At 41.3% G+C, this 24,299-nt stretch carries 19 protein-coding genes and 1 tRNA gene; 13 read left to right on the forward strand and 7 right to left on the reverse strand.

The annotated features are described in order from the left end of the window. Window positions 1–360: 360 nt before the first annotated feature. The gene (locus AACS98_RS06090; RefSeq protein ID WP_066377378.1) at window positions 361–1,221 is read left to right on the forward strand and encodes a hypothetical protein; all 861 of its coding nucleotides are present in this window, start codon (window positions 361–363) and stop codon (window positions 1,219–1,221) included. 66 nt (window positions 1,222–1,287) lie between these two features. Here the strand turns inward: AACS98_RS06090 and nadA are convergent, their stop codons facing one another. Then, complete coding sequence (gene nadA / locus AACS98_RS06095; protein ID WP_066377380.1) at window positions 1,288–2,262, reverse strand: quinolinate synthase NadA; 975 nt, start codon at window positions 2,260–2,262, stop codon at window positions 1,288–1,290. A gap of 146 nt (window positions 2,263–2,408) precedes the next feature. Between nadA and AACS98_RS06100 the strand changes: the two genes are divergently transcribed. After that, a complete protein-coding gene (locus AACS98_RS06100; RefSeq protein WP_066377384.1) occupies window positions 2,409–3,338 on the forward strand; it encodes a TIGR04168 family protein in 930 nt (309 codons plus the stop codon). Window positions 3,339–3,416: 78 nt separating this feature from the next. Next, window positions 3,417–3,503: transfer RNA gene (locus tag AACS98_RS06105), tRNA-Ser, on the forward strand. A gap of 81 nt (window positions 3,504–3,584) precedes the next feature. Here AACS98_RS06105 and AACS98_RS06110 read toward each other — a convergent pair. Further along, on the reverse strand, window positions 3,585–4,988 hold the full coding sequence (locus AACS98_RS06110) for an RNA-guided endonuclease InsQ/TnpB family protein (protein WP_066377386.1): 1,404 nt from the start codon (window positions 4,986–4,988) through the stop codon (window positions 3,585–3,587). 35 nt (window positions 4,989–5,023) lie between these two features. On the opposite strand from AACS98_RS06110, the gene AACS98_RS06115 reads away from it, so the two are divergent. Beyond that, entirely contained in the window at window positions 5,024–5,272 is a 249-nt protein-coding gene (locus AACS98_RS06115; RefSeq protein ID WP_066377387.1) for a DNA cytosine methyltransferase, read from the forward strand. A gap of 11 nt (window positions 5,273–5,283) precedes the next feature. Here AACS98_RS06115 and AACS98_RS06120 read toward each other — a convergent pair whose 3' ends face one another. The 3 genes from AACS98_RS06120 to AACS98_RS06130 form a co-directional block, all read right to left on the reverse strand. Then, on the reverse strand, window positions 5,284–6,726 hold the full coding sequence (locus AACS98_RS06120; RefSeq protein WP_066377388.1) for a tetratricopeptide repeat protein: 1,443 nt from the start codon (window positions 6,724–6,726) through the stop codon (window positions 5,284–5,286). Window positions 6,727–7,368: 642 nt separating this feature from the next. Beyond that, window positions 7,369–8,400: a glycerate kinase gene (locus AACS98_RS06125; RefSeq protein ID WP_066377389.1), complete on the reverse strand. Its 1,032-nt coding sequence runs from the start codon at window positions 8,398–8,400 to the stop codon at window positions 7,369–7,371. A 16-nt stretch (window positions 8,401–8,416) separates the two neighbouring features. Then, on the reverse strand, window positions 8,417–8,749 hold the full coding sequence (locus AACS98_RS06130; RefSeq protein ID WP_066377390.1) for a DUF565 domain-containing protein: 333 nt from the start codon (window positions 8,747–8,749) through the stop codon (window positions 8,417–8,419). Window positions 8,750–9,227: 478 nt separating this feature from the next. On the opposite strand from AACS98_RS06130, the gene AACS98_RS06135 reads away from it, so the two are divergent. After that, window positions 9,228–9,860, forward strand: a complete 633-nt coding sequence (locus tag AACS98_RS06135; protein WP_066377392.1) for a hypothetical protein — start codon at window positions 9,228–9,230, stop codon at window positions 9,858–9,860. 96 nt (window positions 9,861–9,956) lie between these two features. Continuing rightward, the gene (locus AACS98_RS06140) at window positions 9,957–11,819 is read left to right on the forward strand and encodes an ArnT family glycosyltransferase (RefSeq protein WP_066377394.1); all 1,863 of its coding nucleotides are present in this window, start codon (window positions 9,957–9,959) and stop codon (window positions 11,817–11,819) included. A 101-nt stretch (window positions 11,820–11,920) separates the two neighbouring features. Here the strand turns inward: AACS98_RS06140 and AACS98_RS06145 are convergent, their stop codons facing one another. Next, entirely contained in the window at window positions 11,921–15,193 is a 3,273-nt protein-coding gene (locus AACS98_RS06145; protein WP_066377396.1) for an ATP-binding response regulator, read from the reverse strand. 794 nt (window positions 15,194–15,987) lie between these two features. On the opposite strand from AACS98_RS06145, the gene AACS98_RS06150 reads away from it, so the two are divergent. The 7 genes from AACS98_RS06150 to AACS98_RS06180 all read left to right on the forward strand — a co-directional run bounded on the left by AACS98_RS06150 (window position 15,988) and on the right by AACS98_RS06180 (window position 23,110). Continuing rightward, on the forward strand, window positions 15,988–16,428 hold the full coding sequence (locus AACS98_RS06150; protein ID WP_369815951.1) for a KaiA family protein: 441 nt from the start codon (window positions 15,988–15,990) through the stop codon (window positions 16,426–16,428). Between the two features lie 99 nt (window positions 16,429–16,527). Beyond that, a complete protein-coding gene (kaiB, locus tag AACS98_RS06155) occupies window positions 16,528–16,854 on the forward strand; it encodes a circadian clock protein KaiB (RefSeq protein ID WP_066377399.1) in 327 nt (108 codons plus the stop codon). A 95-nt stretch (window positions 16,855–16,949) separates the two neighbouring features. Then, on the forward strand, window positions 16,950–18,506 hold the full coding sequence (kaiC, locus tag AACS98_RS06160) for a circadian clock protein KaiC (protein ID WP_066377400.1): 1,557 nt from the start codon (window positions 16,950–16,952) through the stop codon (window positions 18,504–18,506). Between the two features lie 104 nt (window positions 18,507–18,610). Further along, window positions 18,611–20,770, forward strand: coding sequence for a TolC family protein (locus AACS98_RS06165; protein ID WP_066377401.1), 2,160 nt, complete (start codon window positions 18,611–18,613; stop codon window positions 20,768–20,770). Window positions 20,771–21,076: 306 nt separating this feature from the next. Then, on the forward strand, window positions 21,077–21,454 hold the full coding sequence (locus AACS98_RS06170; RefSeq protein ID WP_066377402.1) for a hypothetical protein: 378 nt from the start codon (window positions 21,077–21,079) through the stop codon (window positions 21,452–21,454). A 211-nt stretch (window positions 21,455–21,665) separates the two neighbouring features. Further along, window positions 21,666–22,172 carry a hypothetical protein gene (locus AACS98_RS06175; protein WP_066377403.1) on the forward strand — a complete coding sequence of 169 codons (507 nt, stop codon included), beginning with the start codon at window positions 21,666–21,668 and terminating at the stop codon, window positions 22,170–22,172. A gap of 158 nt (window positions 22,173–22,330) precedes the next feature. After that, entirely contained in the window at window positions 22,331–23,110 is a 780-nt protein-coding gene (locus AACS98_RS06180; protein WP_066377405.1) for a photosystem II S4 domain protein, read from the forward strand. A gap of 200 nt (window positions 23,111–23,310) precedes the next feature. Here AACS98_RS06180 and AACS98_RS06185 read toward each other — a convergent pair whose 3' ends face one another. Next, window positions 23,311–24,087 (reverse strand): SDR family NAD(P)-dependent oxidoreductase, encoded by a 777-nt coding sequence (locus tag AACS98_RS06185; RefSeq protein ID WP_066377407.1) that lies wholly within the window; start codon window positions 24,085–24,087, stop codon window positions 23,311–23,313. Window positions 24,088–24,299: the final 212 nt, after the last annotated feature.

Consider the following 24,299-nt stretch of genomic DNA (forward strand, 5'->3'; position numbering starts at 1 on the left):
CGATAGTTGGAGGGTTGCCTCCTGCCACAATTGCTCGGCGCCAGGTTTATTACTCAAACCAAAAAACCCCCTTTGATATATCAAGGGGGTTTTTGTTTTAGGCTATTATTCCTTATTTTAAGTAACACTTGAGATAGCTAAGTGTAAACCCGGTTATTGCTGAGGTATTGTATGCTTCTCATCCTGGGAATATAGAACCTCCTGACTATCAATGGAAAGAGGCTATATTTTTAAGAATTTATGTGGCAACCTGATGTTTTTACTCGTAAAATCAAAGTCAAGGTAAAGTTCACTAGAACAGTAGCCTTATATTAGGTTTACTTTAAAAATTAGGGTTGAAAAGCTATCAATAAATCTCCAATGGTAGATCGGATAAATGATATCACTTGGCAAGCTCACCAAGGTAGTGTTGCTGCAATTATTCAAGTATTAAACGAAACACTTACTAAGTCTGGTGTCAGAATTAGGGCTGTGTTTGCTGATGGAGTCTTACAATTGCTGTGTGAGGCAGCTAAGGTAGAGGAACTTGAGCAATCTCGCCTAGTAGAAGAAATCCAGCAAATCCTTGAGTCAATTGCACCGCGTAATATTCGGCGCGTCAAAATTAACAGTCGCATCGTTAGAGAACAGCAATTGCTGTGGTTAACAGAGATTGATGGCGAGCGCGACAATCAATTACTATGGTCACAGGAAATTACACTGGCTCAACCAAATGTTGTTCAGCAATTAATTAAAGATTTTCAAGCATCTCAAGCTGAAGGACAACTAAATTTACCTAAGTTGTCGCCTATAACTAACAGTGATAAACAAAACAAATCACCTACAGTTAGATGGCAATTAGCATTAGGGTTAGGGTTGTTGCTCACGCTGGGTTGGGTTGTTTATACCCAATTTGGCGAACAGCTTAAAAATTTAGTGCAACTAGAAAATACCAATTCTTTTGCTACAGCTAATACTAACAGAACAAAAACAGAAGCCGATAAATCTCATGATTCATTTGCAGCAGCTGTGCGAATTGCTAACAAAGCTTCTGTTGCTGGGAAAACTGCGACAAGCTCCACTCAATGGTTAGAACTAGCGGCGATGTGGCAACGAGCTTCTGATTTAATGAATGCAGTTCCACCAACTCACAGCCGTTACCAAGAAGCTAAAATCCGCTCTCAACTATACAAAAAATATAGTGAGACGGCACAAAAAGAAGCAGCAAAGAGTGAGTTATGAGATTAAAGAAAATGTAGAGATGTCATATTAAAGTACATCTCTACAAATTTGACAAACATAATTTTACTAATTACTCATTTCTAACATCCGTTGAATTGGTCGCAGTGCTGCAATGCGGATGTGTTCTGGAATGGTGATTTCAGGGGTACGATTTTTCATCGCCCAATAGAGTTTTTCTAAGGTATTTAACCGCATGAACGGACATTCGTTACAAGCACAGTTATTCACTGGGGGAGCAGGGATAAAGTGCTTGTGAGGCGCAAGTTTTTGCATTTGGTGAATAATACCTGGCTCTGTAGCCACGATAAATTCTTGGGTGGGGCTACTTTGACAATATTTAAGTAAAGCTGCTGTGGAGCCAATAAAACTAGCGTGACGCAAGACGCTACTTTCACATTCTGGGTGAGCGATCGCTTCTGCTTGTGGATGAGCTATCTTTAGTTGAACAATCTTCTTCTCGGAAAATGTTTCATGTACTATACAGCTACCTTGCCATAGTACCAAATCCCGTCCGGTCTGTTCCATCACATACCGCCCTAAATTTCGGTCTGGAGCAAAAATAATGGGTTGTTCTTCCGGTATTTGCTGCACAATCTTCACAGCGTTGGAACTGGTGCAGATAATATCGCTCATCGCCTTAATTTCGGCAGAACAATTAATATATGACACCACCAGATGATCGGGATGTGCGGCTTTAAAAGCTGCAAATTCGGCTGGTGGACAACTATCAGCCAAAGAACAACCTGCATTCAAATCGGGTAATAGTACCAACTTGTCAGGGTTAAGTATCTTGGCTGTTTCCGCCATAAAGTGAACGCCAGCAAAGACAATCACATCTGCATTCGTCTTAGCGGCGGCTCTAGCTAGTTGTAGGGAATCTCCAATAAAGTCTGCAATATCCTGAATATCTGGATCTTGATAATAATGCGCCAAGATTACCGCATTGAGTTCTTTCTTGAGACTTTCAATAGCGGCGAATAAATCTTGTGGTAGTCCACCCGTTTGAGTCTGTTCCCGTTGAGCTAAAGCAGTGGTAAACACAGTTAGGTTATTTTTTATTACAAATTTTGTCTATGAATCAATTATAGTAGTTTTTACCAAAAATAGTAGATGGGTTGATAGACCGAATTTATGTGCAAATGCGGCTGAGTTTCCTATGCTGGAAATATACGGGAAGAAAAAGTGGCATGACCAGTCAAAAATCGCAATCACAAACTCTCAAAATTGCTGTAGTGGGAGATGTTCACGACCAGTGGGAAACAGAAGATGGCATTGCACTCAAACATCTGGGTGTTGATTTGGTGCTGTTTGTGGGGGATTTTGGTAATGAATCGGTGGAAGTGGTAAGAGCGATCGCTTCGGTGGATATTCCCAAAGCAGCAGTTATGGGCAATCACGATGCTTGGTACACTGCTACAGAATGGGGACGCAAGAAGTGTCCTTACGATCGCACCAAGGAAGACCGGGTACAAGCACAACTAGATTTATTAGGTTCAGCCCACGTAGGTTACAGTAAACTAGATTTCCCAGAGTGGAATTTAACTGTAGTGGGGAGTCGTCCTTTTAGCTGGGGTGGTCAGGAATGGAGATTTGCTGACATCTGCAAACAGCGTTATGGTGTGACAACTTTGGAAGAGTCAGCAGCAAAAATCTGGGAAGCGGTGAAAAGTGCAGCCTGTGAGACGATTATTTTTTTAGGTCATAATGGGCCGAGTGGATTAGGCGATCGCCCAGAAGACCCCTGCGGTAAAGATTGGCACCCTATAGGTGGGGACTTTGGCGACCCTGATTTTGCTGAGGCGATTTCTCAAACGATCACGGCTGGTAAAAAGATTTCCTTGGTGACGTTTGGGCATATGCACCATAATTTACGGCATACCAAGAAACAACTACGAAAAGCTATCTTTAAGAGTCCAGAAGGGATAATTTACTTAAATGCGGCTAGTGTACCCAGGATTGTTGAGCAGGACGGCGAAAAACTGCGGAATTTTTCGCTGGTTTCTCTAGAGGGGGGTATAGTCACACAGGCTGCTTTAGTTTGGGTTGGTAAAGATTTTCAGGTGGTGACAGAAGAAATTTTGTATCAGAAATCCAATTCAGTAGTGCAACCTGCTTAGTGATAAGGTATATTAGAATCTGTCTGGTTTATTGCTCATCAACGAATGTTAGGATAGGCAGTAGCTCGACAGTTTATTGGAGAGGTGGCAGAGTGGTCGATTGCGTCTGACTTGAAATCAGATGAACTCGCAAGGGTTCCGGGAGTTCGAATCTCCCCCTCTCCGTTGATTTTATAGAATATTGGTGTACCCCGCCCGATTTCAATCGACAGTGTTTACATAGCTCATGCTAAGATACACCGAGAGCTAATTACTTAGCTTCTCCTCCACTCGATGAGGGTTCCCAGGCTCAACCACCAACGCAGTTGATACACCCTGTCTCGCAACAGGCTCCTTGGGCGTACTTTTATCCTGTTTTCGAGGGACTCCCGATACAGCATCTAAATTAATCCCTAGTTCCTTCAAACCGCGCTTTAATATGACTTTTGCTGCATCAACGTCTGCATCTGCGTGATGACCACAATGTTCGCAAAGAAACTTTTCTTGATTTCGGTTTGTAGGACTTATATAACCACATTCGCTGCATTCTTGGGAGCTAAAGTTTGGCCTAACCTCATGTACTAGAACGCCAGCCCTTTCGGACAAAATTTTAACTTTCAGTTTGAGGGAACCCCAAGCAGCATCAGCGATCGCTTTATTTAGCGCAGATTTAGCAGACTGACCATTGCGTAAATACTTACCACTTTCATCTTGTTTGGGTTTGCAGCGTGTGATCATTCCCTGAATGTTGAGATTTTCAAATACAATCAGGTCGAATCGCTTAACTAAGTTATGAGCTATCTTCCATTGATAATCCTCTCTTTGATTCGTAACTTTCTGTTCTAGCTTTGCTATTTGCTGATATGCTTTTTGACGACGACGAGAACCTAAAACTTTACGACTGGCGGCGCGGTTAAGACGCGATCGCCTGCGTTCCATCTGGTTGTAAAATCGAGGATTGACAATAGTTTCCCCAGTGCTAAGAGATATCAGCTTTTTAATTCCTAAATCCACTCCTAACGCTGTTTGTATTTGCTGGGATGCTGAAGGCTGAGGAACTGTTTCATCTTGCAACAGAACGGAGATATAAAAACCATCTGCTTTTTTCCGCACCGTCGCTGCACGAATTTTAAACCCAAGTGGAAACGGTCGAGATTGAAAAAATCGCATCCAGCCAATTCCGGGGAATCTGACTTTGTTGTGTTTAAAGCCAACATCCCCTGCTGGGTAGGTAAAAGAGCGAAATTTCCCCCGGCGTTTTGTTTTTGGATATTTACCTAAGCCTTGAAAAAAACGCCCAAATGCAGCATCAACCTGCTTGAGCATTTGTTGCAAGACGTGATAATTAACCTCGCTGTACCAAGGTCGTTCTTTTTTAAGGTCTACTAAATTTGCATCCTGTTGAGCTAATGGACTGCGTTTTTTACCCTTGCTAGTCCAGGGATTACCGTATAAAGCACCTTTGCTCACTGAACAAGTGAGTGGACAGCACTCAGCTTGAGTTTGAATAGTACAGTAGTTGCCCATAACAGGTGCTTTTGCTTGCTCATAAGCCTCTGTCCTTTCCCTGACTCGAAAGTTATATTGCAGGCGTAGCAGATGAAGCCAACGCTCCATTTTTTCAGCTTGTTTCGGTAAGGGTTTGAGTTTATATACGTAAGCCAGAAGCATGATGTAAAATAAGTAATATTTCTATTGTATTCCAAATGAAATACATAGAAAATTCTCACAGGCATTTACTACCTTGGGTTACAGTTTGGAATGCTAAAGGACGTTTTATACATCCTGAACAAGATAGAGATTTTACACCTCGTGAACTAGCTGCTTTACAAGGATTTCCTGATAATTTTATTTTCTACGGCAAGTGTCTACAAGTTCAAATTGTTCTGTTAATGAGTAGTGTTTTTATTCAATTTGTACCACTCAACCATCAAGGTTACTTGGTTGAGTGTTAAACTGAGCTAGGTTAAAAAATTCTCATCTTCCACCAAGGTGTATTTTTAATTTCATTTTCCAAAATTCTGATTTCTTGTTGAATTTTTTTGATTTCGTTGGGCATAGATTTTTTATAAAAAACACTTATTGCCTGCTTCAAATTTTCTACTGCTTCTTGAAGTTTTCCTTGTTGCTTACGGACATAACCCAGTTGTACATAGGCAAAAGCATAATTTTGATCAATTTGTAGAACTTGATTATAGTCTTTAATTGCTCCTCTGTAGTCTTTTTTTAGAGTACGAACATTACCTCGTTTAAAATATGCTTCTACACATTCAGATTTATTTTTAATGGCTAGAGTATAGTCGGCAATAGCTTGATTGTAATCTTTAAGCATAGCACGAGCATCAGCCCTGCTTAATATAGTAGAAACATCATTGGGTCGAATGTTAATTACCTGATTAAAATCTACAATCGCTTTTTCAAATTTCTGATTTGCTAAATAAGCATTGGCGCGATGTAAGTATGACTCAGCTATACAATAATGATTTTCGATAAGATAAGTAAAATCTGTTATTGCAGCATCATAATCTTGTAAATCAAAAAATATACAGCCTCGAATAAAGTAAACATTAAATTTGCGTTTATCCAACTTAATCACTTGGGTATAGTCAGCTATAGCAGATTTATAATCTTTAATTTCAAGATATATTCTTCCTCTTCTTTCATAAATATCCTGATTAGTTGAGTCTATAAGAATACTCTGTGTGTAATCAAAAATAGCAGCATTGTAATTTTTTTCTGCGGCGAAAAGATGCCCTCTATTACAATAAGCATTAATATGTTGAGGATTAATTTTGATTGCCTGAGTATAATCTTTGATAGCTCCTTGATAATCACGCATATCCGAGAGATTACAGCCCCTTAAAAAATATGCTTCATCACATTCAGGGTCAAGTTTGATGACTTTAGAAAAATCTTTAATGGCTGCTTGATATTGACTAATTTGAGAATAAATACAACCCCTTAAGTAATATGCTTCGCCATACTGACGATTTATTTCTATCGCTTTAGAAAAATCTTCAATCGCTTCTGCATACTGTTTATTTTCTAGCCTTTCAACTCCTCGGTTAAAAAAATCCTCATCACTTTTGAATACATCGATAAATCCTAAAACTCCTGCTGTGATTCCGTTACTTGCATGACCAACTACAGAACCTACTCCAGATGCTAGACTTCCAACTATAGAACCTATACTTCTTACGGTACTTTTAACTGAAGACTCTCCTTTCGCACCAGCTAAAACTCCGCCAGCTAGAGCTAGAGGTACAGCAATCGGGCCAGTCAAACCTAAAGCACCTACTGCACACAAAGCTCCTACACCACCTGCTACAGCCCCTACTTTGTTTTTTCCAGTAAAATCATTAAATATAAGGTCAGGAGCGATATCGGAAACCAATTCTTCTAGGCTCATTTCTCCTCCAATTGATGACGGTCTAAAATCTCAAAGTATTATTGAGAATATGTGTTTACTTTACTTTATAAGTATGATGGACACAGTTGTTATTTTACACTTGTAAAAATGCTGAATTAGTCAAACATCTATTAATAATATCGATTGAAATGATTTGGCTAAAAGTAAGTAAAAACTCGGTTTAAAATGGATAAAAAATAAAAACTTCTTTTAACATTTCTGTATGTACACAGAAAATTAATAAAAGCTGAAAATAGCTCAGTTGATGCTCAAGTGATTACGTCATATCTTGCACCATTCTCAATAAGCTCCAGGTGGGCATTGCCAACAACCTAAAACTAAGGCTTTCAGCAAGTTGCAAGCAATGCCCACCCTACAAAAATTATCATCAAGGAACAGGTGCAAGATGTGTGTTACAATCTTGCAGAATGCCTTTTAGATAAAAACACAGCCAACGGAAGAGAAAATTTTCCCAGGACTTACGCAAAACATCACGAAAGTAGCGGTAATACCCTGCGGGAAGCCTTCGGCTACATGAATTACCGCTACATAATAATCAAGCTTTCAGTCTTTCAATCACATCTTGCGTAAGTCCTATCTTCCGCCAAGTCGATAGAATATAGGCATTAGTCCCAATCCCTATCACCTGACTGGGTGGTAAACTTTGCCAAAGGAACGATCGCTATGAATCTCAATTACTAAATCAACATTTTTCTGAGATTCAACCAAGGGCTTGATAAATAATTCTGGATGCAGCGATCGCCAGAAATAATTGACAAATTCTTCAATCTGTGCATCACTCATCCCCGTTTTACCAGCCGCAATCATTTGCTGTTCGGCTTGTTTACGCCATTCCACAGACCAACGATAATCAAGGGGATATAACACCACTAAACTATCTAATCTCTCCCACAGTGGTAAATATTCACATAGTCGTTGATTCATATCACGGGCAAATACCCGATCCTCATCAGTGAGAATCGGCGGTGGTGCATCGTCAAATACATCGGGATGAATCGGACGCACACCCACCAACCAACCCTCAAATAGCAGTATATCAACCTTTTCTACAATTTCTGGGTGAGTGCGATCGCCAGCACCACCATAAGCAGATTTATCAAAGCGGGGAATGATCACTGGGCTTTGTGAAGCGCGAATTTGCTCTAACACATTTAAGCCTAAGTCTACATCATGAGTTCCTGGGGGGCCACGCCAAATTAACCGGGGATCAACTTGCACTAAAGCCAGGCGATCGCTATAAGTTTTATACAAGTCATCAATAGACAAACTCACACTCCGATATCCCAACTCCTGAAGAATCAAACCCAGAACTTGGCACATCGTCGTTTTACCTGTTCCTTGTCCCCCCAAAATTCCCTGAATCACAGGACGCTGTAACTGTTGGTGTTGTAATGCAATTTTCATCGCCAGAGGTAGCCACAAGTCCCACAACACCGGCAACATTTTCTCTACTGGCGTATGTAGGCGAGTTTGGCAGAATTCGCTAAACCCTGGTAATACAGATTGTAAAAGCTGCGATCGCTCCTGAATAACTTGCCCGACATTGGCCGACGTGATCCCAAAAGCTTCTGCCCGGAATTTATCTGCTAACGCTGCTGTTTGTGCTGCTTGTTGCCAACTTGCAGTCCCTATCCCTTCTAACCAACTGTTCATCGTCTCTCTACTCAACTTAAGAACCCAGTTTAAAGGCTTCAATAAATAGGCTATAAATGAAACCTACTTTCATTAAGTTGAGTGATTCTACCCAGAGTTCTCGTCTGGCAAAAAAGCTCCGACTATAAAAGATTCTGCTAGTCACTTCAGTCAACACCACTAAAATAGCAGCTATCACAATGTCCAATGTCCCTCTTTGTCCAGCTATGGTAGAGATTGCCGTTCCCAGAAAAAAACCAAACAGAAAACTAATTACCAGTAGTGACAGTCGCCGCCAAGGATTTAAAAACCATAGCCCTAAACTTCTGACAATGGCATCGAATAAGTTGTTAAGACGAGTGTTTTGCATTGGTCAAGCTGGTGGATAAAAGTCACAAAGCTTCTTTGAGCATATCATTTGACACTTGAGGTAATTAAACGAGCCACTCACTAGGAAATATTAAGAAATGTAAATAATATTCTGTGGCGATATCTAGTGGTTTGAGCAAAGTTACCTTGTGACTCAAATTACTTGCTAGCCAAAAATGTCAATGGGACTTTCTCCGAGTAAATACATGATTTATGTATCATATTTTGCGCTTTTTTTGCTAAAGCTGGACAGAATTTTCATGTTTATCAGGGTTTTATTGATTTTTTCAGCAACTATCTCCAGTAATGATTCATGATTAGCCATTTTACTGAAAATGATACCTATGATACATAGCATAGAGGAATTCTACGTGAGTATAGATGAGGCTTGTAGAAAAATTACCTTGGATACAGTTAGTGATAATAGGTTAGTATTTGGTCAAGCCTAAATAAATATTTATTTCTAAATCAATATCATCATGAAGTCTTGCGTGTATCGTAACGCTGCGGTTACAGCTTGCTTTTTGGGACTGCTGGGGTTACTGGTAGGGTGCTTCGAGATGAGTGTCTCTTTTGAGGCGGCAAATCCAGATACATCTTCACCCTTATCTACTGATGTTGATCTGCCAGAAGTACATCACGATGTCGTATCAACTGTCTCACCGTCTAACAGTAATTCTACGGCTATTTCCCAGCCTGTATCCACACCTAGTAACAAATCAGAACAAAACACTAATTCAACTGTCGCTGTACTAGCCTCTCGCCAGTCATTAACCAGCAGTAACAAGTCTCAAGGAAATCTCCGCATGAGCAATCAAACAGATCAACCTGTGCGATTGGCTCTACTGGTGCGACAGTCAGGTAATAAAAGCTCCGTGAAAGCACAAGCTGATATTCCCGCCCATTGGGATTTTGATCCTCAAGAGGGTAGCGCACAAGGTTTGATTCTGTCTCTACCTAATGGCAATCTCAAAATCGAAAAAGGAGATATCTTAGTAGCCTTTGCTCAGGATGGTTCGCGCCGCTATTGGGGGCCTTATGTGGTGGGAGAAACATCCTTACCCAAATGGAATGCTCAACAGCAAGAATGGTTACTGGTACTGACTCCATAGCTGATATTCTTTATTAGTCATGAACAAAACTTAGCCAGCCAACGACTATTGTACAGACGCGATTGATCGCGGATGATGACTATTGACTAATAACTGATGAGGTTGAAATTGAGCGTTACCCACGCTGTTGAGCAGTGGTTTAAATATATTGTCAAACGTCCAGCCCTTGCTGTGACTGTAGCAATCCTGTGGTTAATTGTAGTTGGTTGGGTAGGCTACGGATGGAATTTGGGCAGTATTGGCTTAGTTGATGAAACTGAGCCATTATTTGCTGAAGCTTCTCGTCAAATGTTAGTTACAGGCGATTGGATTACTCCCTATTTCAATGGTGAAACTCGGTTTGATAAACCGGCTTTAGTTTACTGGTGTCAAGCGATCGCCTATGCTCTAATTGGAGTGAATGAATGGGCAGTCCGTCTTCCCTCAGCCTTAGCGGCGATCGCAGTCATGGCTTTAGTGTTTTACACTGTCCATTGGTATTTCACTCAAAAAGACGAATTAGAACAAGTCTCATTACCCACGCGCCGCTATTTAACCGCCACCTTAGCCGCAGCCATTACAGCACTCAATCCCGAAATGATCATCTGGGGAAGAACTGGTGTCTCCGATATGCTGTTAACCGGGTGTATAGCGTCCGCCTTATTATGCTTTTTTCGCGGATACGGGGAAATGGGGACTGGGGACAAATCAAGTCAACAGTCAACAATACCCAATAAATGGTATTTAGCTTGTTATGTATTAATTGCTGGGGCAATTTTGACTAAAGGCCCGGTAGGAATTGTGTTACCAGGAATCATTATTGGGGCGTTTTTGCTGTATGTCGGACAACTGCGAACAGTGATTCGGGAAATGCGCCTGTTTTTTGGGTTGGTAATTATTTTTACTTTATCAGTTCCTTGGTATGTGCTGGTGATTTGGCGCAACGGTGAGAGTTACATCAACTCATTTTTTGGTTATCACAATATTGAACGGTTCACCGAAGTAGTGAATGGTCACTCAGCACCCTGGTATTTTTACTTTGTAATTGTGCTGCTATTGTTTGCGCCATACTCAGTTTACCTACCTTTGGCAATGGTGAGGCTGAAGTTTTGGAGGCGATCGCACTGGGTAATGCAAGCGCGATCGCAACAATTCGGCTTATTTGCGTTTGTTTGGTTTGTCAGTATTTTTAGCTTTTTTACGATTGCCGTCACCAAACTACCTAGTTACGTATTACCTTTAATGCCAGCCGCAGCTATTTTAGTAGCGTTGTTATGGAGTGACTTCTCCCCAACTGTAGAGCAAAATACCAACCGCACAGTTATTAATTATCCCTTGTCTTTTTTACAAGGTAGTAGTTGGCTTAACGTAGTATTTTTATCAGTATTATCAGTAGCACTATTTCACATACCCCAAATATTAGGTAAGGATCAAGCTGCACCCAATTTTAATCAACTTCTGCAAGATTCGGGTATACCAGCCATCGGCGGTTGGCTGTGGCTATTCTTTGCCGTTGTGATTGCTGGTTTAATTTTATGTCGCTATTGGTACTCAATTATTGGGGTAAATTTATTAGGTTTTGTGGCATTTTTGATTATTGTATTAATGCCAGCATTATTATTGATGGATCAAGAACGCCAACTACCTTTAAGACAATTATCGGCTGATGTTATGCAATTCCAACAACCAAACGAAGAAATCCTGATGGTTGGCTTTAAAAAGCCCAGCATAGTTTTTTATAGTCACAAGCAAGTAACATTTATTAAATTGACAAAGGATGGTTTGCAGTACATTCAAAACCTAGCTAATCAACCGAATAATCCAGACTCTATCCTACTGCTAACTGAAAATAGAAACTTTTTTAAAATGGATTTGTCACCAGATAATTATGAGAATTTAGCGATGAAAGGTGCTTACCAGTTGAATCGCATCAATTTCAAAAAGATGAAACAAGAAAAAGAAAAATTGAAAATATCCTAGGGAATTGGGCATTAGGGACTGTTGACTGTTGACTAGGTAAAATTTCTGCTCCCTTGCTTCTTCTGCACCCCCTGTCAAGAGTCACTGCCAGTGCAATATTTTCATACCTTAACTTTGATAGTTAAGGCATAATTGATTTGTTTTAATAAGTCTTCCATTGATATGGAACGAGGTAAGACTTGAGTAGTTATTGCTTGGAGAATAGTTTCTATTGATTCCAATTCATTGTTAGGACTATTACCAGTTTTTTGGTGATTTGTTTTAGTCCGAGAATTGACAGTATTTCGATGTAATCTTTGATCAATTACCAAAATTGGTGGCAGATTGAAGGGGAAATCTGGCAATGCTTTTAAGGCTTTCATGACTTGGGGATGAATAGCGGACGCACCTAAACAAATCAGGAGTAAATCTACACTTTGATGACGAATTTGTTGTAAAACTTCTGCCCAACAACGCGCCATTGTCGATTTTAACCCAGCAGTTTGCAAATACTGTATTAAAGCTTGAAACCACTCGGTTCCGCGTTCGGCAGTTTCACCAGTGTTTTTTCCGGTGCTATAACCCTTTGCTTGTTTACGTTTAGCCTGGGGTAAGTCCTGCAACATAGTCAAATCTACTACCAGAATGTTTGGAGGGTAGCAGGCTCCAGAAGCAATCTGTAGCACTGACAGCAAGGGATCAGTTTTATGACTATGACTGTTATTGTCTTGATTCAATGGTGTTAAGCAAGGAAAGACAGACAACCCCGGTATTTGGGATGCTTTTAAGGTGGTGACTACATCACAAGTCACTAGAGGTAAGGCAGCCAATCGCGGATACTGAGTTAATTGTTGTAGATAATTTTGTGCTAAGGAACTTTCAACATCCAACAGCACTACATCAAATTGCCAAACCCTGGCTAAGAGTTCAGCTTGATCTAAATCATCGACTTCGATGACTCGATGTGATTGTAATGAGGGGTGGGGGTTAATTGATGCTAAGTCAGCATCAACCAATCTGAGAATTTTTAATGGTTTGTTGAGTGGAGTCGTTTCACCATTGTCTACACCTGAGTGTTTAACTTTTGGTTTAGTACATAATTTTTCTAACAGTGGTACTAAGGATTGGTGTTCTACGGGTAAGCTTAAAAAAGCATCGGCACGGTTAGCATAAGCTTGCTCTTTTTCTGCGCCGGTGGCTGTGACAATTACGGGAATTTGACGAGTAGCGGCATCTGATTTGAGTAAGGTTAAGACATCCCACCCCGATAGTAAGGGTAACAAGGGATTTAAAAAGATGGCTTTGGGCTGTAAGCGACGGGCTTTTTCTACAGCCTCGGTTCCCGAACGAGCAATGACTACCCGATAACCTAAACCTTTGAGTTTGTCGCTCACATCTTCAATGTATCGGGCTACGGCTTCAACTACCAAGACTAAACGTTGGGAATGATTGGGGGGATGTTGTTTAGCCGTGCTGGCGAAAGCAAGGGCATTGGCGGTTTCGATGTGGCTGAGTGTGGTTTCTGGCTCGGACTCATTCAAGCCTGTGGTTGGTGGACTAGGTGGTAAAAGCAGTGTAAATTGACTGCCTTTACCTTCTCTAGATAAGAAGCTGACATCACCACCGTGGAGACGAGCCAAAGCTCTAGTTAAAACTAGCCCCAAACCAGTGCCTTCAAACTGACGGGTGAGGGGATTTTCCAGTTGTTGGAACTTTTGGAAGATTAAATGTTGCTGCTGTTCGGGAATACCAATACCTGTGTCCCAAACTGTAAAGGCAATCCACCCTTCCCAATGACTGACTTTTAAGCCAATTTCCCCAGATATTTCGGTAAATTTAAAGGCATTAGATAATAGATGTACTAGCATTTGGCGCAAGCGCAATTCATCGGCCACAATCTGGTCTAAACCTGGTTCAATGGAGAGAGTGAATTGGGGAGATGATGACTGTGTAGTTTTACTGGTTTGATGATGGACGGCTTTGGCTTCTAAGAGGGCGCGATCGCAAACAGATTTAATCTTCACTGGTGTCAGTGTCAGTTCCATCTGTCCTGTTTCCATGCGGGTTAAATCCAAAATGTCATTTACCACGCTCATCAGGTGGCGACCGCTTTGATGAATTAACCCGGCATAACGGGCTTGACGTTCATTCAGTTTGCCTAACTGCTCGTCTACAAGTAACCGGGATAGTCCCAACACCGCCGTTAAGGGTGTCTTTAATTCATGACTGATACAAGCTAAAAATTCATCTTTTAAGCGATTTAATTGTACTAAGTCGGCGTTTTTGGCTGCTAGTTCTTTGCACAGTTGCTGCTGTTCCGTTACGTCAGTCGCTAACACCAAACATAAGTCATCATTGCTGCGGATAGCTTCTAACTCAGAACTGGAGAGTTTTAAATCTCGACTATCTAAAGGTATTTTCGCAAACTGCCAAATGCGTTCCTGACCTGTTTTCACTTCCACAACACAGGTACAAGTACCCATCTGACTATCTAAAAAGCAGCGACTGGAGGCAGATTTGGCATATTCTGTAGGTTCTGGATGATCTACTGACAGAGGTCGTAAGCCTGTAGTCGGTAGAGTTGTATAAGGATTATGCTCATGACTTCTGCCATGAGCGTAAACTGGGACTGTTGTAGGGCTGGCGTATTGTGGTTGTTTGATGCGGGTAGCGGCTAAAATAGCTTCTACTTGCTGCCTTACTCCTTCGGGATCTTTGAAAGTTCCTAGTTGTTGCCACCAAGCCGGGTTTTGTGTCAATATTTCACCTGTGCCTGTCTGCAACATTAAAGGCCAAGGCAATTTGGCCAACAACTTGATCAGTGCTTGGTATTCTGGGGATAACTGTTGATTGAGCCGAGGCGATCGCCTCAGACTAGCATCACTTATACTAGAAGTGTCTGGATGTTTTGGGGCTGAGGGTCTGAGGAGAGTTGAAGATTGAGTTCCCACCTTACTATCGGCTACTCGCGCTTTGGCTAGCAATGTCAACAGTCGGACACTATTTAGTAGTCCCAATAATCTGCCATCGGCATCAACTAAAGCCCACTCGCAATGATTTTGAGTAGACTGTGGTTGTTCACGCCAAAATACAATCAATTGCTCTACACGATGAGTGGCTGGTAATATTTGTATTGGCTCAATAATGTCTTGACCCCAAGTTGACAGTGGTTGTTGTAAATTGAAAATTTGCCCATTTCCTGTAGCAGACAAGAATTTTTGTGTTAGCTGGGCAGAGTAAACCACCCCAATGGGATATTGCTGGTAATTTACCACTACCAGGCGATCGCATTGCTCTTGTTCAAACATCTCCAGCACCACTGCCAGAGTGTTCGTTTCTGAGCAACTATTGACAGTTGCTAGAAAATCAGAAAGTGGATACTGTAGCATTGACATAAGACTGTGGGGGTCATTCTTCCTGTGAACGCCTCTGCCTCCTCCATCAGCACTAAGGCCAATAGGGTTTGCACTTGAGACCATATCCTTTAAGAAGACTCATATAAACGATCCGGTACAGCCTCAACGCTATTGAATCCCTAAACTTGGTTTTTCCAAACCAGGTGTTTTATTCAATAGCCAACAAAGCTGCGACTTTTTCCTGCACCACGTTGAACTTTAGGAAGCAAATCCACACCAGTTTGCCACTGATGTCTCAATTCGGCATCGATAGTGACAGCTACAACAATTATGGCTCCAATGATTCGTTTTAGAACCTTGAGGAATTATAATGATTTAAAATGCGACAATACTTTAAATTGGTTTAAGTATCTTATCAGGGAGTCAAATACAAAATCTCTATCTGGATAGATACGCATAATACAAATCATCTATTAACTAAGTGTTCTCAACAATGCCACAGCCAACCAAATCCTCATATCCATTCAATATCCTATCTGGACGCTAGAACTACCAGTTTTGTATACATATTGTGACGTAAAGAGTTGCTTGAGGATGGAATTGTTAACTTTCAACACAACCACTATTACCTGTAGTTATCAGTTCATGAGTAATCAGCCATTGTGATTCACAAAATATAAATTATGTAAATGCTACTACCAATATTAATTATCCGACCAAATATTAAAAAAAATTTAGATACTTTAGTGCAGCCAGCTATTGACACCAAATTAAGCAGGTGGATGTGGTTCTGGAAGCACTTTAATCTTTCAAAATTGTGCCTATTGTCTCTAGTGGCTCCTACCACCGCGAAAATCTACAATTTACTGCAATGGTTACAGCCAATTATCAACGAAAAGTTTCACAGTAAATATTTATATGCCTTTGCAGAACCCAGGCAAAAACCACAGCAGGTTGGTCAGCAGATGAGTCAAGGAGTTGATCGACAACTATTATTGCAGCAACTCAAATCAGATTATCGGGAGATTCTCCTTAACTACTTTACTACAGACACAGGACTAAAAGAAAAAATCGATAAATTTATCAATGCGGTATTTTGTGCTAATATTCCTGTGCCACAAATTATCGAAATGCACATGGAACTAATTGAAGAGTTTTCTAAGCATCTAAAATTAGAGGGAAGGAGCGATGAAGCCTTACTAGATTATCGCTTAACACTAATAGACATCTTAGCTCACCTGTGCGAAGTTTATAGATGTGCGATTTTTAAATAAAAAATCACTATTGCAGTAGTCACACATATCAGCAGAGAATGAATGTCAATTCATGAACACATCCCAATATTATTATGTTAAAATTTAACCTTTCTCTTTATGAATAAAGCCAGAAAGACTTATGTTCTCAAGCTTTATGTAGCGGGGAACACCCCTAATTCAGTCCGGGCGCTCAAAACACTCAAAAACATTTTAGAGCAGGAATTTCAAGGCGTTTATGCGTTGAAAGTAATTGATGTGCTGAAAAATCCACAACTAGCAGAAGAAGATAAAATATTAGCCACGCCCACATTATCCAAAATTTTGCCTCCACCTGTACGCAAAATTATAGGCGATCTTTCTGATCGGGAAAGAGTGTTAATTGGATTAGATTTACTGTATGAGGAATTAACTGAAGAAGATTGGCAGGCTCAAGAGGAGCTTTAATTCCTAAAAAAGCACTTACGAATTAAAAATTTAAATTACAAATTATCAACTTTAGTAATAACAAACCTGGGATTAGCACCCACTGATCAACAAAAATGAGCGAGAACGAGCAACAGGAACAAAAAAACACATCCGGTGGTGTCGAAAAAATTCGGACAATGATCGAGGGCTTTGACGATATTAGTCATGGTGGTTTACCTGTAGGTAGAACTACCTTAGTCAGTGGCACCTCTGGAACAGGAAAAACTTTATTATCACTTCAGTTTCTCTATAACGGTATTACATACTTTGATGAATCAGGTGTATTCGTCACCTTTGAAGAATCTCCCAGTGATATTATTAAAAATGCCCATATTTTTGGCTGGAATTTACAACGTTTAATCAATGAGGGCAAATTGTTTATTCTGGATGCGTCTCCAGACCCAGAGGGTCAAGATATTGTAGGTAATTTTGACCTTTCAGCCTTGATTGAACGCTTACAATACGCCATTCGTAAATATAAAGCCAAAAGAGTTTCCATTGACTCAATCACCGCCATATTTCAACAATATGAAGCTGTGGGAGTAGTGCGCCGGGAGATTTTCCGGTTAGTAGCACGTTTGAAGCAGTTGAATGTTACTACTGTAATTACCACAGAACGTAGCGAAGAATACGGGCCAGTCGCCTCTTTTGGTGTAGAAGAATTTGTGTCAGATAATGTAGTCATTGTCCGCAACGTTTTAGAAGGAGAACGTCGCCGCCGCACAATTGAAATTCTCAAATTACGCGGCACTACACACATGAAAGGCGAGTATCCTTTTACAATTACCAATCAAGGCGTGAACATCTTTCCCTTGGGTGCAATGCGCCTGACTCAGAGGTCTTCTAACATCAGAGTTTCTTCCGGTGTCAAAACCCTAGATGCAATGTGTGGTGGTGGTTTTTTTAAAGATTCTATTATTTTGGCCACAGGAGCCACAGGTACAGGGAAAACACTGTTAGTAAGTAAATTTTTACAAGATGGCTGTGTCAACGGAGAAAGAGCCATCTTGTTTGCTTATGAAGAATCACGCGCTCAACTTTCTCGCAATGCTTACTCATGGGGTATTGATTTTGAAGAATTAGAACATCAAGGATTACTAAAAATTATTTGTACGTATCCCGAATCCACTGGTTTAGAAGATCACCTACAAATTATTAAATCAGAAATTGCCGAGTTTAAACCAGCAAGAATTGCAATTGATTCTCTTTCAGCCCTGGCTAGGGGAGTCAGTAATAATGCGTTCCGTCAATTCGTGATTGGTGTGACTGGCTATGCTAAACAAGAAGAAATTACTGGTTTCTTTACTAACACTACCGATCAATTTATGGGATCACATTCAATTACCGATTCCCATATTTCCACAATTACAGACACAATTTTAATGCTACAATATGTTGAAATTCGTGGAGAAATGTCACGGGCAATCAACGTATTTAAAATGAGGGGTTCCTGGCATGATAAAGGTATCCGTGAGTACAATATCACCGCCGACGGCCCGGAAATTAAAGATTCTTTCCGTAACTATGAAAGAATTGTGAGTGGTGCTCCTACCCGCGTTAGTATCGATGAAAAGGCAGAACTTGCGCGCATAGTCAAGGGTTTGGAAGATAAACAGGGTTCAGATTCTTAAATTTGGTATCCTACTATATTCCTGCCTTGATTTAGTATCGTGCTATATTCTGTGGTGAAGAAAAGTTTTCTGCCGCTAAATTGATTTTCGTGTGAGGGGATGCGGTGAAAGGACAACCATTATTTTATAGTTTCTTACCTAGTGTAACAGCAGCAGTATTGACAACTCAGCCAGCTGTAGCTGAGGCTATGAAGGTAAATAGTGTACAGTTAGGGTCTTCTCCTAGTACCTTGACTGCTAATGATAGTCAAACCTTGGTAGCAGACAATATCCAGACACAGTTACCTCAGACTACCGTCTCAGTTTTTCCAGACGTTACTAAAATTTCTGAATTGTCTGTGGTAAGTTCGCAGACCGTAAGTAGTAAAAGTAATCCAGTTATCTTGACAGAAACTACTGGTATTGCTAAAGAAGAAAAATCTCAAACGGCATCCCAGAGAAATTTTGTCCAAAAGCTGAAAGAACAACGTTTAGTCAACAATCAAAAACAAAGTAACTTCGCTGCTGCTGAACCAGGATTGGTGAAGACAGTAGCAGCTATTACCGATAGCAAATCCCAATTATCAACCAAACAAACTTTTGCCTTATCTTCTTTAGAGGATTCAGCACCACGGCCAAATCTGAAAACTCAGTTACCAAAAACTTTACAAACTGCTGTCAATGGTGTAAGAGGAGCAAATCTATTAGCAGTAAATAGTTGCTCATTGGTGAAGCAAAATCAAACTTCTTTACTGGTGACTTCACCTGCTTGTGGTAAGTCCTATTTGATGAGCAAGCAAGTAAGTCAAGTTGCTGCGCCCACGAACCCAACAAGGACAACCGCAGAAAGTGTAGAATTTGGACAAAATTTTCCGCCACCAGAAACAATACCGGCAGCACAGGTGGAAGCACAGCCAACTCCCAGTGAGCCAGCAACAGTGACTCCTGTAACTGGGGGTGCTGTACAGGTGCCAGAAAACCTGATTTCCAACCCCAACCCCCTGCAATTTCCTACCAAACCGGAAGAAGTAACCATTCAGGCAAATCAGCCAATTAGTTTGGCGCAGGCTTTGGAACTGGCAAAACGCAATAACCGGGATTTACAAGTGGCTCTGTTGCAGCTAGAACGCTCTCAAGCGGCACTCAGAGAGGCACAAGCGGCGTTGTATCCCAATCTCTCTGTGAATGCTGATATCAGCCGTAGCCAGTCTGCGGAAGCTCAACGCCAGTTGGAACAAGCAGGCAGCCAGCAAACTGATCAAGCTAGCACAGTTTTCAATGGTCAAGCACAGTTAAGCTATGACCTTTACACCTCTGGGAGACGGCAAGCTAGCATCAAGGAGGCTGAGGAACAGGTAAGGTTTAATGAACTGACTGTAGAGCGTCAGGCCGAGGAAATCCGGCGCAACGTTGCCACAGAATATTACAACTTACAAGAGGCAGATGAACGGGTACGCATTGCTCAATCAGCCGTGGAAAATGCCCAAGCTAGTTTACGAGATGCCGAAGCGTTAGAAAGGGCTGGGGTGGGGACAAGGTTCGACGTGCTGCGATCGCAAGTCAATTTAGCCAATGCCCAACAGGAACTGACCAATGTTGTTTCTCGGCAGCAAATTGCTCGCCGTACCCTAGCAACGCGGTTGAGTCTACCCCAAGGCGTAAACATCAGTGCCGCAGATCCTGTACAATTAGCCGGTCTGTGGAACCAGTCCCTAGAGCAAAGCCTCATACTAGCCTATCAAAACCGTCCCGAACTACAACAACAACTAGCACAACGTAACATCAGCGAACAACAACGACGGCAAGCACTGGCAAATCTCGGCCCACAAGTGAGCCTAATCGCTAATTACAACCTGCTAGACCAGTTTGATGACCAAATCAGCGTCACAGATGGTTATTCTGTGGGAGTGAGGGCGAGTTTGAATTTGTTCGATGGTGGCGCAGCTAGAGCCAGAGCCGCTCAAGCTAGAAAAAATATTGCGATCGCAGAAACCCAATTTGCCGAACAACGCAACCAAATCCGGTTTCAAGTAGAACAAGCATTTTTTACACAGCAAGCTAATCTAGAGAACGTCCAAACTGCTAATACTGCCTTAGAACAAGCTAGGGAATCACTACGTCTAGCGCGGTTGCGATTCCAAGCTGGTGTAGGTACTCAAACGGATGTAATCAACGCAGAAAATGAGTTGACTAGAGCCGAGGGTAATCGCATTTCAGCAATTTTGGACTACAACCGAGCTTTGACTGATTTACAACGAGCTGTCAGTTCTAGAGCGTTGCCTTAGTTAGTCATTAGTTATTAGTTATTAGTCATTAGTCATTAGTCCAGGGGCTGATGGCATGGGGGAGGCAGTGCGGTGGGCGGGTTTCCCGACTTGTAGCAACTGCCGTCAACTGCCGTCATTGGGCTGAAGGCATGGGATTTTTCCCTCTGCTCCCTCGGCTTCCTCGGCTTAAGAGTTAAGAGTCAAGAGTCAAGAGTCCCCAATCCCCAATTCCCAATTCCCAATTCCCAAAGAGTGATTGACTATAAACTCCCAACTATGGACGATGGACTATAGACTATTTAGCTGCTCGGCTATCAAAAACTCATGACTACAGTTACATCACAAGAAATTGCACTATTTCGTTCTCAATTAGTCGATGATGAGGTCGCTATGCAAGCCCTAGACTTGATTGAGGACTGTGAGGGAGATTTAGAAGATGCAGCTATGACACTAGCAATTAAAGCCGGACAAGAGCCACAACAGGCTAATTCCGAGTGGTTGGGCGATTTGGCTAAAAAGTGGCGTGCTGTAATTTGTGAACAAGAATTTCGGGAAGACTTGCAAAACGGCTCAATTAAACAGATGATGGCACATCTCAAAACAATTCCAGAATTTCCCAAAATTCTGGCAACACCAGTTTTAATGTACGTCCTCAAGCAAGGTGTGGGTAAATTTTGTGAACCCATCGATACTGTGAGGTAGCGAATGGGGGCTGGGGACTGGAAGGGACTGGGAAGGTAGGGGAGCAGAGGAAGCGGAGGAGCAGGGGATAAGAAAAAAGTTTTACCAATAACTAATGACTAATGACTAATGACTAATGACTAATGACTAATGACTAATGGCTAATGACCAATAACAACTGATAGGCTGTTAATTAAGGCAACATTTTTATAAGACAAATAATATTCCACCAATGAATTACCTTATTGCCGTATTACCAGACCGTATCCAAGCTGAAGCTGCTTACTTAGCTTTAGAACAAGAAGGCATAAATAGCACAATCCTGGGAAAAGGTTATAAAACTGCTGATGAATTTGGCTTAATTGATCCCAACGCTCAAGCTAAAAAACAAGTGCGGCTGATGGCATTTTGGCTAGTACCATTTGGCTTTTTTGCTGGTTTTACCTTCAGTCTGATCACTGGTTTAGATACCTTCGCCTGGGCTGGTGAAATTGGTAATCACGTCATTGGGGGGTTATTGGGTGCTGCTAGTGGTGCTATGGGTAGTGTGTTTGTTGGCGGTGGAGTTGGTTTAGTTGTAGGTAGCGGTGATGCTTTACCCTACCGTAACCGTTTGGATGCTGGTAAGTATCTGATTGTAGTTCAAGGTTCTGAAGCTCTCTCCCGACAAGCAACTCGGATATTACGCCAATTTGAGCCAGAAAATATCCAGGGTTACGCTGACACAGCTAGTGTTTAAGGGATTGAGGACTTTGAAGAAGCAGGGGAACGGAGGAGAAAAACTAATAACTAATGTAAGGGCGGGTTTACTAAGAATTATCATGGCTCTACAGATTATCTGGTAAACCCGCCCCTACTGACTAATGACTAATAACTAATGACTAATGACTATTTATCATGTTGCCACGAGAAGAACTGTTAAAGGGTGTTGAAAATCGAGATAGTATAGCGCGTGTAATTGATCTAGCGGAACAAGCGATTAAAACTTGGGAAGTGGTGTTGACAGATTTTCTGTCACCTCCAGAATTGGCAGAAATGCAACGGGTGTTTAGTCGTTTAACGGATGTGCATTTGCTGGCTTGGGGTGGGTATCCACAAGCTGAACGCCAAAGAGTAGCGATCGCTCGTTCTGAGTTACCCCTAGATCAATCTCAAGTTAGCTTGGTACTCCTAGAAATCGCTGGTAATTTCCTATTCGATCCCGCTACCCACCGCGACTTTTTAGGCGCAATGTTGGGAACAGGAATTGTGAGGGAAAAAACTGGGGATATTATTGTTTTGGGTGAACGGGGAGCGCAAGCAATTGTCATCCCAGAGTTAGCCGAATTTTTGACAATGAATCTTCAGCAGGTGCGCTCTGTTCCTGTGAAAACCCAGCACATTGATTTCAGCGAGTTAAAAGTTCGCGAACCCAAGAAAAAAGAATTAACCACAGTGGAAGCTTCTTTAAGATTAGATGCGATCGCCTCTGCTGGATTTGGAATGTCACGCAGTAAAATGGTAGACTTAATCGATACAGGCGATGTGCGTGTTAACTGGAAGGAAGTTACTCAAGCCAGTTCCCAAGTAAAATCAGGTGACTTAATCGCCATTCGCGGTAAAGGACGTTTAGAAGTTGGAGAAATCGCCGTAACTAAAAAAGAACGTTACCGGGTGCAATTAACCAGATATATGTAAGGGACTTCCAAGTAAAAAAATATTCCATCATGTTGACTGTTGGCTGTTGACTGTAAACAGTGAACTGTCAGAAAATTGAAGTGGAATAATTTATTTTTTGGAGTTCCCTAATATTTAATAAGCATTGGGAATGGAAATCAAAAAATTAATTACCTCCAATTCCCAATCCCTAATCCCCAATCACAGTCTATTCAAAATACCTACGCTTTAAACTGTTTTTCTAAAATATGTACAAGGGTTTCTCTTGGTAAAAATCTGGGCATATTAGTAATTATTTTACTCAACAATCCGCCGCTAATTACTGTAGACTCACCCTTATTCAAAGCATTTAAAGCATCATGTACTACTTCTTCAGGAGTAGAGATTTTATTGGTTTTACTTGTAAAAGCTGGGGGAAAATTCGCCTCAGTAAAAAAGCTGGTTTCCGTTGGCCCTGGACACACCACTAAGACACGAACACCATACTTACGATTTTCTGCCCACAATGCTTCACTAAAACTCAACACAAAAGCTTTACTAGCAGCATATACCGAAAGATATGGTATCGGTTGAAATGCGGCAATTGAGGATACATTAATAATGCTGCCAGAACGGCGTTGACGCATCAAAGGTAAAAATTTATGGGTTAAATCTACCAAAGTCAGAATATTTAATTGTACCATTTTGACTTGGCGTTCCCCGTTGGTTTCGGCAAAATCACCATAATCACCAAAACCAGCATTGTTGATTAACAAGTCAATAGTTAGTCCCTTGGTTTTTGTAATATCAAATACAGCCGCAGCCGCATTAGGTTCGGTGAGGTCTTTAACTATTACATCTACTTGGATTTTATATCGCTCTTGTAGTTCCTGAGCAAGCTCATGTAGCTTTGCTTCTGAACGAGCCACGAGGACTAGATTTGTTTGACGTGCAGCTAATTCTTGGGCAAAGGCTTTACCAATACCACCTGATGCACCGGTAATTAAAGCAGTTGACATTCTAGATTATCAAGTTTTTCTTATGAGACTTATAAATTTTAACAATAATTTTTAGGGTGGAAGATAAGAGTTATTAGTCATTAGTCATTAGTCATTAGTCATTAGTTTTTTTTCTGTGCTTCCTCCGCGCCTTGTGCTTTCTCGGCTTCTTCTGTTCTGAAAGCTTCCTACACAAGTCGTTCCTCTGTTGTTTTCGAGGAATAGTAATTTTT

The organism is Anabaena sp. CA = ATCC 33047, from assembly GCF_963870205.1.
Lineage (GTDB): Bacteria > Cyanobacteriota > Cyanobacteriia > Cyanobacteriales > Nostocaceae > Trichormus.